Origin of the sequence: Vibrio crassostreae 9ZC13, from assembly GCF_000272045.2 — a bacterium.
In the GTDB taxonomy this organism is placed as follows: domain Bacteria; phylum Pseudomonadota; class Gammaproteobacteria; order Enterobacterales; family Vibrionaceae; genus Vibrio; species Vibrio crassostreae_C.
This window is the reverse complement of sequence record NZ_AJYZ02000041.1, coordinates 502,708-514,308: the sequence shown is the minus strand read 5'-3', so window position 1 is coordinate 514,308 and position 11,601 is coordinate 502,708. Positions and strand designations below refer to the sequence as shown.

Here is an 11,601-nt window from a genome sequence, read left to right as displayed (position 1 = left end):
GTTAAAGATAATGTAGCGATAACGGCGGGCAGTAGCCGAGAAACGAGCATGGAAATCCTCATTCACTTCTGTCGCCCAACGAACCGCAATATCTTTTGGCATGTTGGCATTCGCGCCCATTGTCCATGCCACCATTTTACGATCGACATTAGTTTCAAAGTGAACGACTTGTCCCGTACCGTGAACACCGGCATCTGTACGACCTGCGCACATAACTTCTACAGGGTGATTCGCGACAACTGAAAGAGCCTTTTCCAATTCTTCTTGGACACTTTTCACGTCTCGTTGGCGCTGCCAACCAAAGTAGTGGGTACCGTTATATTCAATACCTAAAGCAATTTTCATGTTCTTGTTCTCTTTGAAAATGGGCGAGAAGTATATACGGAAATCAGTGCTAGCCCAAATAGGATGGGGCTAAAACTTCAATAAACAATCAGCATCGACCGAGACGATGCTGTTGAAAAACCAAATGAAACGATAGCGCTCTGTATCGCCTTAAAATAAAGGGTAGCCAACGCTACCCTTTCTGATTTGTAAATTTATCGACCGTTTAACGTATCGATAAGATTTTTTGCCTCTCGACGAATATCATCGCTGCCGTCAACGATTGCCTCTTCTAGAAGCTTAATTGCCCCTTGCGAGTCACTCATCTCGATGTAGATTTTGGCCAAATCAAGCTTACCCGCAGCTTCTGCATTGCTGTCGACATCATAATTGCCAATATCACCGATAACATCAGGGAATTCGTTAAGACCCACATCCAGTTTAAGCTCTTCATCGTCTGGATTAATGACTTCTTCACCTTCTTGCTCGACTTGAGCCATTAGCTCATCAATCGTCATGTACTGCTTATCACGACTGTTGCCTGATTCGGTTAAATTGTCTTGTTCAGCCCAATTCTCTTCTTTGATTTTCGGTTCAGCTTGCTGTTCAGCCGATGCCCAAATCTCTTGTTGGTCATCAGGCACATCATTATGCATGCTCGATTGTTGTTCTGGCGCTAGGTTAAAGCCTTTCCAGTCTTCGCCGCCGACTTCAAGCATGGCGTCAATATCTAACCCTGCGCTATCAATCGAAGTTGCGTCCAATGGCTTATCGAACATGTTGTCGACAGAGTCTTGAACATCTTCAGAAAGCAACTCAGCTAATGCTGTCTCATCAAAGCCTTCTAGTGGCTCGTCTTGAACCGCTGCAGGCGTTGAGTTTGGCTCTGAAGCCGCGCTCAGTGATTGTTCTGGCTGTGCAAAACCAGCCGGTTCAGAGTCTTCAGCATTCGAGAGATCATCAGCCTGACTATAGCTCTGCGGATTTGAGAACAGATCATGCAACGCATCTTGCTCTTCGCCTTGTGGGCTGAAAGAAGTCAGTGGTGTTGGCTTCTCAGCAAACGCATCAGAGATGGCTTCATCTTCACCATATTCCGGTAAATCAAACTCATCGAACTCTACGCCTTGGGCTTCCGCCACCGGCTCGGCATTGCTTTGCTCAATATCATCTAAAACAGAGTCTGCTTTTGCGCTTTCTTCATCGTACTCCGGAAGATCAAGGTCATCGAACTCGAACTTCTCTGTGTCAGGCGCTAAGTCTTGCTCTAACTGTGCTTCATCTGGTTCACTCACCACTTCCGCTAACGCATCGTCTTCACCAAACTCTGGTAGTTCGAAGTCATCAAGCGAGAATTCTTCTTCGCTTTCTGGTTTCGCAGTTTCAACTTGTGGTGCAGCATCTAACTGAGGCTCAGCGGTAGGTTGCGATTCAACACTTGATTGAGAGTCTATAGCAGGCGTTGCTGGCTCTGTTGTTGATTCAGCATCAGCTTCCGCTAGTGCGTCTTCTTCACTAAACTCTGGTAAGTCGAAATCATCAAACGAAAACTCTTCGTCGTCTTGCGCCTGAGCTATAACTTGGGCTTCAGTTTGAGGCTCAACACTTGGTTGAGCATCAATAGCTGGCGTTACTGGTTCTGGTGTTGATTCAGCATCAGCTTCCGCTAGTGCATCTTCTTCATTAAACTCTGGCAATTCGAAGTCATCAAACGAGAATTCTTCTTCGCCTTCTTGTCCTAGAACTTCAGCTTGTTCTGCTACTTCCGCTTGTGGTGTAGCTTCAACTTTCGGTTCAGCGACAGGTGTCACTAGCTCTGGTGTTACGTCAGTTTCCGCTAATGCTTCTGGTTCAGACGCCTCATCTTCAATCAGCCAATCATCGTCTTCTGGCACACCAAATTCATTTGGAATGATCTCTGGCATGTTTGCAGCACGAACTGGCTCTGGCTCTGGCTCTGGCTCTGGCTCTGGCTCTGGCTCTGGCTCTGGCAAGGATTCAACGACATCTTCAAGCTGATCGCTACCTTGGATTTTCGGTTCAAAGTCAAAATCAGAGTCAATGTTCGCTGGCGACTCTACATCGTCGATGGCTTCAGCTAACCAGTCTTCAACCGTTTCTTCTTCATCTTCAGAGATATCGTTCAAAGACGATGGCGAAGCTTGCTCTTGTACGTCGGCTTCTTTCGGCTCTGGTTCTTGTTGTGCGGTTTCTTCTTTAACTCGCTCTTCAAAATCTGGTTTGTCAAAATCAGAATTCTCAGATAACAGCGAGTCGATATCCAGTTCATCATCTTCAACCGATGATGCGGTTTCTTGCGCTGATACTTCGTCGCTGTCTAAAAGAGACGCTTGCTCTGGTTCAACCGTATTGTCAATTGATGGTTCAACAGGCTCTTCTATTGCTGGCAACAAATCATTGTCATCAGAAGTCATTAACTCATCAATCAACGCTTCGTCTGTTGTTTCTAACGAGTCATCAAGCAAAGCATCCGTTGCCGGTGCGACACCGAACAAATCATCGATAAAACCATCACGATTAAAGGCTTCATCATTTTCTGGCTTAATGTCAGAACTTTCTTGAGTCATTTCAGAATCTAACGATTCATCAGTAACGACTTCAGGTTGTGGTGTTTCACTAATGTCCGGATCTTGCTCAGGCTCACCTTCAGAGGTTAACGGAGTAAGCTCAACGTCTGAGTCCTTTTCAGGCTCCTCATTGGCGTTGTCCAAACCAAAGGCTGCGTCTAACTCTTTATCAAACGTCTTATCTTCAGATTCAAGCTCGTCTTCAATGCCACTTGTCAGTAAGTCATCAAATGGGTCTAGAGATTCTGATTTTGATGCATCCGCTAAAAGCTCATCATCTGACAATTCACTATCAAGGAAATCATCCAATAAGTCGGTACTTTCGGCGTCGAGTTCGAAATCATCCTCGTCAGAGTCACCTATTAATTCATCCAAGGTTTCCGTGCTGTCTTCTGCGATGTTGAGGTCATCATCGGTCGATAAACCAGAAAGCTCTTCAAGCTCAGACAGAGAATCAAAGCCAAGAGGTTCGCTTTCAGACTCATCATCCGAATCGTCCCCTAGCATCTCATCAAGAAGGTCTGTCGAGTTACTTAGGTCTACGTCATCGCCTGCCAGTTGCTCATCAAGCAGATCAACGCTGTCTTGAGGTTCTTCATTTACGATGGGCTTATCGAACTGAGACAGAATGTTTTCGATATCATCATCAGACGCCAAACCACTGTTTAGGTTAGTGGCAATCTCATCGTCGCTATCGAGGTTGAAAGGGTCATTCGCTTGATCGTTCTGAGCAGCAACTTGGGCAAAGATGTCATCAATATCATCATTCGCTGTCGGTGAAGCTGGCTCAGGGGACTGTTGTTCAGAGATTAGAGCATCAATATCGAAGCTGTCGTCATCTTCGTCATCAAGAGCAAACAGATCATCTAATAAAGATTGGTCTAGCTCGTTGGAACCGAGATCTTCAGTTTCAGACTCTTGAGATAGTAAAGCTTCAATGTCATCAGCAGACATTGCGTTATCATCAGAAAGATCAAAGTCGACATCATCAGTATCGACGGCGCTTTCCGCTGTTTTGTCTAGCGCACGTTCCATCTCTTCAAGGCCAAGCGCTTTCTCTTCGCCATTAACACTAATGCCGTTGCTGCTGTCTAAATCTAGATCGTCGAAGTTGGTGTCTAAATCACCGTTTTCGCCAATGCTAGCAAATGGGTCATCGTCTTCACCATCTAGATTGAAATCGAGATCAGATTCATCTAAACCAGCAAAGACATCATCCTCTTCGGCTAGCGCTTGATCGTCAAACAGCTTGTTGGCGTCATCTTCCGTACCAAACAAGTCATCATCTAAAGACAGCTCGTTAAGGTCGTCCATCTCGTCGCCCAATGTAATAGGTGCAACGGTACTTGGTTCTGGCTGGAGCGGTTGTTCTTGAGTCGTCTGCTGTTGCTCATCATTTTTAGAACGACGGCCTAACAGCATCACAACGATCAAACCAATGAGCAGACCTGGAATAATCGCAAGAGCCGCCACTAACCAACCATTCGATAACAGTTCGTCCATGACACTTGGTGCCATCTTTTCAATTTCGGCGTTCTTTCTGCGCTCTTCATCAAGCAGCTTTTCCACTTCGCTACGAATGCGGTCTTCATCACTGAGCTCTGTTTTTAGCTCATCCACTTCCGATTGAACATTCGATAACATCAAACGAAGTTGGTGATTTTTCTCTTCAAGTGACAGCAGTTCAGTTTCTGAAAGCTCTAGCTGCTTCTCTAACTTGTTCATCTCTTGGGTTGGTGCAGATTGAGCTAGAGATGATTGAGTTGGAGACAATGGCTTTTTAGCAATTTCAGTAGTGCTTACTTGCTTAGCAGGAGTAACATTTTTTGCATCAGAACTCGGCGCTTTGGGTTTTGAAGCGACAGGCTTACTTGCAGGAGCATCAAGCTTAGCAAGATGTGAGTTCATGATGTTGATAGCTTGCTGCGTCGAGCTTGCACGTGCTTGCTCTAAAGAAGGCACGCGTAGATTGCTCGCAGGCAGCAGGCTATGGATATTCTGGTTTTCAAACGCTTGTGGGTTTAAGCGATAAATAGCCAACAGAGTTTGTTGGACTGAAACGGAGTTATCAGGGCGTAACTTTGAGGCAATAGACCACAATGTTTCTGAGCCGCGAGTTGGACCATAGAAACGTGAAGGCTCAGCGCTATTTGATTGCGCTCTTTGAAGTGGTTCTGAAAACGTAGGCGCTGATTGTATCTGGCCATTAGGCCCTACAACTCGAATGGAATCTGCACGAACAACGGAAATCTGAGTCGCGATGATAAAGGCAAAAGGCATTAACCACGGCTTGAAAATTTGAAACATAAAAGGCTCAGCTAGGTGCTTAAATTCGGAAAAGTGATGATCTATTAAATATATCGGATAAATGACGTAAAACTATAGAGATGAAAACAAAAAATGTGTTGCAGCAACAATATTCGCAGCAATTTCACACAATTTGACTAACAATATTTTTAATCGATTAAAAAAGCCCCACTAAAGAGTGAGGCTTTTTTATCAAAGCAATAAAGCTTAGAAGTAATCGCGAATCAGAACTTCAGCGATTTGAACTGCGTTTGTTGCTGCGCCTTTACGAACGTTATCAGCGACAACCCACATGTTTACGCCACTGTGATGGCTGATGTCGTTACGAATACGACCAACCATTACGTGGTCTTTACCACCTGCATCACGAACTTGAGTTGGGAAGTCTAGCGCTTGGAATACTTCAACACCTTCTGTGTTCTCTAGAAGCTGAACCACTTGCTCTGCACCGATTGGTGCGCGAGTTTCAATGTGTAGAGATTCTGCGTGACCGTAAAATACTGGTACGCGGACACAAGTCGGGTTCACTGTGATTGAAGAGTCAGCAAAGATTTTTTGAGTTTCCCAAACCATCTTCATCTCTTCACGCGTGTAGCCGTTCTCTGTAAATTCATCGATTTGAGGAATACAGTTGAAAGCGATTTGTTGTGAGAACGCTGAGTTTTCAGCTGGCATACCGTTAAGAAGCTTAGCCGTTTGACCCGCTAGCTCATCGATACCTGGCTTACCTGCACCAGACACAGATTGGTAAGTTGAAACGTTAATACGCTCAAGGCCCACTTCATCGTGAATTGGTTTTAGCGCTACTACCATTTGGATAGTCGAGCAGTTAGGGTTCGCGATGATGTTACGGTTACGGAACTCAGCAATCGCTTCAGGGTTCACTTCAGGCACAACCAGAGGAACATCGTATTCGTAACGGAAGCGTGATGTGTTATCGATGACAACCACACCTTCATCAGCCGCAATTGGAGCCCAACGCTCTGAAAGCTCGCTACCTGCAGAGAAAAACGCAATATGTACTTGAGACCAATCGAAGTCTTCTACGTTTTGTACTTGTATTGTTTTGCCGTTAAAACGGGAAGTTTTGCCTTCACTACGTTCACTTGCTAGTAAGTGCATTTCACCGACAGGGAATTTACGCTCTTTAAGTACTTCAAGAATGGTTTCACAAACCGCACCAGTCGCACCTAAAATAGCAATATTAAATTCTTGGCTCATTGTTTCTCTCTTTTATAAAGTTGGCTTTACCATAAAACCGAGTTTAGATAACGGCGTTAAATTACAAGATTCGTCGCCCGTTAACTCGACTGCACTGTACTCTCTGCGGTCCCAATATTCTTTACGCATCTTGTCAAAAGAACCCGGCGTAACGATATTGCGACGGAATAAGGCGTCGTCTTTGCGCACATCATAGATCAACTGAGTCAAATTGTGCAGTGTTGCTTCATCCCAAGCTCTATCTAATTTCATTTGAGGTACAGGCGCTGTCGGCAATAAGTCGCTTGCATACGCACGCTGTTCAGTACCTAAAAATTCACAATAACTGTTGAAGATCATCGTGGTACCACGCGCTTTACCTTCTAAACCGTAGCCCGCTACGTGAGGCGTTGCAAAAGCGAGTAACGGAAGAAGCTCAAAGTCGACTTCAGGTTCAAACTCAAACACATCAAGCACTGCAGTGAAACCATCGGCTTTTTGCAGGCGAGCTTTTAGCGCTTGGTTATCAACCACAGGACCGCGAGCTGCATTAATCAGGATTTGATCAGCACGTAAGTTGTTCAGCACTTGCTCACTGATCAAGTGATGCGTTGGATACTCACCCGTCTTAGTGATTGGCGTGTGTAATGTAATAACGTCTGATTGTTCAAGCAAAGTCTCTAACTCAGTAAATTCGCGCGTATCACCCTCTTGCTGTTTTAGAGGGTCGTTCAGCAGAACTTTGATACCAATACCTTCAAGGCACTTCGCTAAGTAACTGCCCACTTGACCACAGCCGATAATACCAACCGTTTTATCAAAAACAGAAAAGCCTTGTTGCTGCGCAAGCACCATCATCGCACTGAACGCGTACTCAGCAACACCCACCTTGTTACAACCAGGTGCCGCAGTAAAGAAAATGCCACGCTCTTTCATCAACTCTTGGTCAACGTGATCCATGCCAGCCGTCGCAGTACCAACAAACTTCAGCTTATTGGCTTTGCTGATCAATGACTCGTTTACCTTGGTAACAGAGCGAATCATCAATGCGTCTACGTCAACTAGGTCGTCAGCTGTTAATGTGCGACCAGACTTCATTGTCACTTCCCCTAGCTGGCTAAAAAGCGCTTCAGCGTAAGGCATATTTTCGTCGATTAAGATTTTCATTTGGCGAGTACTTTTGTTGGGGTCTATCGACCTAAATGTGAATTGAAATGATTGTGCAAAATTCCACACACGGTGTCGAGTAGCAATTGGAATACATTATAAATAAAGGGCTGAATCACCTAACCTTGGCAGACAAGAACCGAAACCAGAGTGAACACCCAAGATCAAACGGCTAAAACGAAAAATGCCCGATTGAATAAACAATCGGGCAAACATCCAGAACAAAAGGATCCTATCTCGCTCTCCAGGAGACAGAGTCTTGCGTCTGTTCAACCAGTACTAACCAAAGTCAGTACTGGTCAAGCTCTGGAAACCTTTCAATCTCTAAACCCAGATTTAAAAACTATGTTCAAAAAACACGTTTACCAACCTGCGTCTAAAAACTTTGTTCTGATGGTCATTATTACTGGGTGACCTGTGCGTGTTGAATCGGCACTAGCGCAACCCTTTAACGATTAACCTTGTCTCTGTAACTCAAGCTTAAGTTAAGCTTGGTACTTTTTGATTACTAGCGTTGCGTTCGTACCGCCGAAACCAAAACTGTTAGACATAACTGTAGTTAGCTCTTGATCACGAGCTTCAGTTACGATGTCTAGGCCAGCAGCAGCTTCGTCTAGGTTCGAAACGTTAATGCTTGGAGCAATAAAGCCGTTATCTAGCATTAGCGTTGAGTAAATAGCTTCGTGTACGCCAGCAGCACCTAGAGCGTGACCTGTCATCGCTTTAGTTGCAGAAATTGCTGGGCTGTTGCCACCAAATACTTCTTGGATAGCGCCTAGCTCTTTAACGTCGCCAACTGGAGTTGAAGTACCGTGAGTGTTCACGTAATCAACGCCATCAACGTTTTGCATCGCCATCTTCATACAACGAACCGCACCTTCACCAGAAGGAGCAACCATGTCGTAGCCATCTGAAGTTGCGCCGTAGCCTACGATTTCACCGTAGATTTTTGCGCCACGAGCAACAGCGTGCTCAAGTTCTTCGATAACTAACATGCCGCCGCCACCAGAGATAACGAAACCATCACGGTCTGCATCGTAGGTACGAGAAGCCAGCTCTGGCGTGTCGTTGTACTTAGTAGAAAGTGCGCCCATTGCGTCGAACATCATAGTCAGAGACCAATCCAGTTCTTCACCGCCACCAGCGAATACAACGTCTTGCTTACCAAGTTGGATAAGCTCCATTGCGTGACCAATACAGTGTGCAGATGTCGCACATGCAGAGCTCATAGAGTAGTTCACACCACGGATTTTGAAAGGAGTTGCTAGACAAGCAGAAACCGTAGAAGCCATTGTACGTGGAACCATGTATGGACCAACGCGCTTCACGCCTTTCTCACGGATGATGTCTACCGCGTTTACTTGGTTTAGAGATGAAGCACCACCTGAACCCGCAACGATACCCGTGCGGTCATTAGATACTTGATCTTCAGTTAAGCCAGAATCAGCAATTGCTTGCTCCATTGAAAGATAAGCGAATGCCGCTGCATCACCCATAAAGCGCATTTTTTTGCGATCGATATGGTCAGCAGGGTTCATTTTTAGGTTACCCCATACTTGAGAGCGCAAGCCATTTTCCTTGAACTGCTCTGAAGCGGTAATACCAGATTTACCCTCTTTCAGTGATGCTAAAACTTCTTCGACGTTGTTACCGATACTTGAAACAATACCCATACCGGTGATTACGACTCGTTTCATGTGACATTCCTATAATTCTAAATTCAGCTAGATGATAACTAAGAAGCCTAACAAAAGTGGTCAGCTTTCCTAGAAATTCGTACAATCCCTACCAACATATCGCTTCAAATCACAAAATGATAGATTTTATGACTTCAATTACTAATGCAGAACTGGAATGGAATGAGTCTGGCACGCCAGTTTCAGACCAATTTGACGACGTTTACTTCTCCAATGTTAACGGTTTAGAAGAAACTCGCTACGTCTTTTTAAAGCAAAACCACCTTCCAGAGCGTTGGCTTGAACATGAACAACGCCGCTTTGTGATTGCTGAAACCGGCTTTGGCACAGGTTTGAACTTTCTTGCAGTTTGGCAATGGTTCGATGCTTTTCTTAAAGATAACCCACAAGCGATGACCAAAGAGTTACATTTCATCAGTTTTGAAAAATATCCTTTAAATAAAGAGGATCTGATCAAAGCACACCAATCGTGGCCAGAATTAGCCGAGTATGCGACGCAACTCCAAGAACACTACCCTATTGCTCTACCTGAATGTCACCGCATTGTGCTGGGCGACGGTGCAATCACGCTTGATTTGTGGTTTGGCGATATTAAAGATTGCATGCCCAACGTACCAACCCCGCGTGAAGGTTTGGTTGATGCTTGGTTCTTAGACGGTTTTGCTCCGAGCAAGAACCCAGAGATGTGGAATCAAAACCTATTCAACGGCATGGCTAAGCTCGCTAAGCAAGATTGTAGCTGCGCCACCTTCACCGCTGCTGGCTTTGTTCGCCGTGGCTTAATTGAAGCTGGCTTTGAAATGAAAAAGGTCAAAGGCTTTGGTACTAAGCGAGAAATGATCGCCGGCCGACTTGGCGAAAAGCACGCTCACACCAACATCAAACCTTGGTATGGCCTCGCTCAACACACTGAATCCCAAGACATTGCGATCATTGGTGGTGGTGTCGCCAGTGCTGCATTAGCCAAAACGCTAAGCCGTCGTGGTAAAAACATCACCCTTTATTGTGAACATCCACAAGCTGCGGGCAATGCCTCAGGTAACAACCAAGGTGCGATTTACCCGCTATTAAGCGAAGCGACCTCGAACGTGTCTCGCGTGTTTGGCCCGGGATTACTGTTTGCTCGTCAATTTATTAATCAAGCGGCTCAGTCTATTCAATTTGATCACAGTTGGTGTGGCGTGAACATCTTGATGTGGGATCAAGGCTCCACTAAAAAGCTCAACCGCATGTTGGAAGGCAACTTCCACACCGACCTGATTCAGCGTTTATCGCCAGAGCAAGCCAACGAAAAGATTGGCTTACCCGTCGATAAAGAGAGTGTTTACTTTCCGCTGGGTGGTTGGCTAAGCCCTCTGCAACTGACTCAAGGCTTGATTAGCAAGTTAGAAGAGAGCAACCAAGTGAGCGCGCACTATCAACATCAAGTAACGCAACTTGAGTGGCTCGAAGCTGAACAACAATGGATACTGACGATGGATACACCTCAAGGTGAGATTCAAACCAAGCACGACCAAGTAGTTGTCGCAAACGGACACAAGTTCACTCAGTTTGAACAAACTCAGCCAGTACCACTGACTCCGGTTAAAGGCCAAGTGAGCCATATTCCGACCACGGAAAATCTCAGCCAGCTAAAAACCGTGTTGTGCTTTGATGGCTATTTGACGCCACAGAACCCCAACAATGGTCATCACTGTATTGGTGCGAACTACGACAAAACCAATATCGACCAAGAATTTGATATTGAGGTTCAGCAGCACAATGGCGAGCGCCTACATGGGTCACTACCAGACCAAGCATGGACAAAAGATGTCGATACCAGTGACAACTTAGCGCGCCAAGGTATCCGAAGCGTAAGCCGTGACCACCTTCCGTTTGTCGGAAACGTTGGTGACTTTGAAGCCATTAAGGAGCAGTACCAAGATCTCCACAACTTCAACCCGCAGCGTGACTCGGTTGAGGATGTAGAAACGGTAACAAGCTTCCCTAACCTTTATTGCTTTATCGGACTGGGTTCACGTGGTTTGAGCTCTGCACCATTATTGGCTGAAGTATTAGCATCACAGATCTGTGGCGATCCGCTGCCCTTGCCTGTTGATGTGCTTGAGGCGATTCACCCAAGTCGAATGTGGGTACGCAGACTGCGTAAAGGTAAGGCATTAACGGCTGGATGGGTTGCTGACAAGCATTCTAAATCAAAGCCGTAGTTTCTAGTTCAGCTATTTTGAACATCTGAAATTTCTGAATATCTGAAACTAATAAGTTAAAAGCTAAAAAGCCCGAGTTCATTGTGTCGCTCGGGCTTTTTGTTATTCGTG

Annotated in this window: 6 protein-coding genes; 1 reads left to right on the top strand and 5 read right to left on the bottom strand. The window is 45.4% G+C overall.

Translation table 11 applies throughout. From position 1 onward, the window contains the following. From A136_RS16790 to fabB, 5 genes are all read right to left on the bottom strand, one after another. On the bottom strand, positions 1–345 hold a 345-nt coding region (locus A136_RS16790), incomplete at its 3' end, for a tRNA pseudouridine synthase A (protein WP_017063429.1). A gap of 194 nt (positions 346–539) precedes the next feature. Further along, positions 540–5,219, bottom strand: coding sequence for a FimV/HubP family polar landmark protein (locus A136_RS16785; protein WP_017063428.1), 4,680 nt, complete (start codon positions 5,217–5,219; stop codon positions 540–542). Positions 5,220–5,426: 207 nt separating this feature from the next. After that, positions 5,427–6,440 carry an aspartate-semialdehyde dehydrogenase gene (locus tag A136_RS16780; protein ID WP_017063427.1) on the bottom strand — a complete coding sequence of 338 codons (1,014 nt, stop codon included), beginning with the start codon at positions 6,438–6,440 and terminating at the stop codon, positions 5,427–5,429. A 12-nt stretch (positions 6,441–6,452) separates the two neighbouring features. Further along, positions 6,453–7,586, bottom strand: a complete 1,134-nt coding sequence (locus A136_RS16775; protein WP_017062351.1) for a 4-phosphoerythronate dehydrogenase — start codon at positions 7,584–7,586, stop codon at positions 6,453–6,455. Between the two features lie 485 nt (positions 7,587–8,071). After that, positions 8,072–9,283: a beta-ketoacyl-ACP synthase I gene (fabB, locus tag A136_RS16765; protein WP_017062353.1), complete on the bottom strand. Its 1,212-nt coding sequence runs from the start codon at positions 9,281–9,283 to the stop codon at positions 8,072–8,074. A 128-nt stretch (positions 9,284–9,411) separates the two neighbouring features. Here fabB and mnmC point away from each other — a divergent pair, with 128 nt between their 5' ends. Beyond that, positions 9,412–11,490: a bifunctional tRNA (5-methylaminomethyl-2-thiouridine)(34)-methyltransferase MnmD/FAD-dependent 5-carboxymethylaminomethyl-2-thiouridine(34) oxidoreductase MnmC gene (mnmC, locus tag A136_RS16760; protein WP_017063426.1), complete on the top strand. Its 2,079-nt coding sequence runs from the start codon at positions 9,412–9,414 to the stop codon at positions 11,488–11,490. Positions 11,491–11,601: the final 111 nt, after the last annotated feature.

Bases quoted from the DNA above. Each gene is read 5' to 3' on its own strand.
- A136_RS16785 (WP_017063428.1), bottom strand. From the start codon at position 5,219: ATGTTTCAAATTTTCAAGCCGTGGTTAATGCCTTTTGCCTTTATCATC.
- A136_RS16780 (WP_017063427.1), bottom strand. From the start codon at position 6,440: ATGAGCCAAGAATTTAATATTGCTATTTTAGGTGCGACTGGTGCGGTT.
- A136_RS16775 (WP_017062351.1), bottom strand. From the start codon at position 7,586: ATGAAAATCTTAATCGACGAAAATATGCCTTACGCTGAAGCGCTTTTT.
- fabB (WP_017062353.1), bottom strand. From the start codon at position 9,283: ATGAAACGAGTCGTAATCACCGGTATGGGTATTGTTTCAAGTATCGGT.
- mnmC (WP_017063426.1), top strand. From the start codon at position 9,412: ATGACTTCAATTACTAATGCAGAACTGGAATGGAATGAGTCTGGCACG.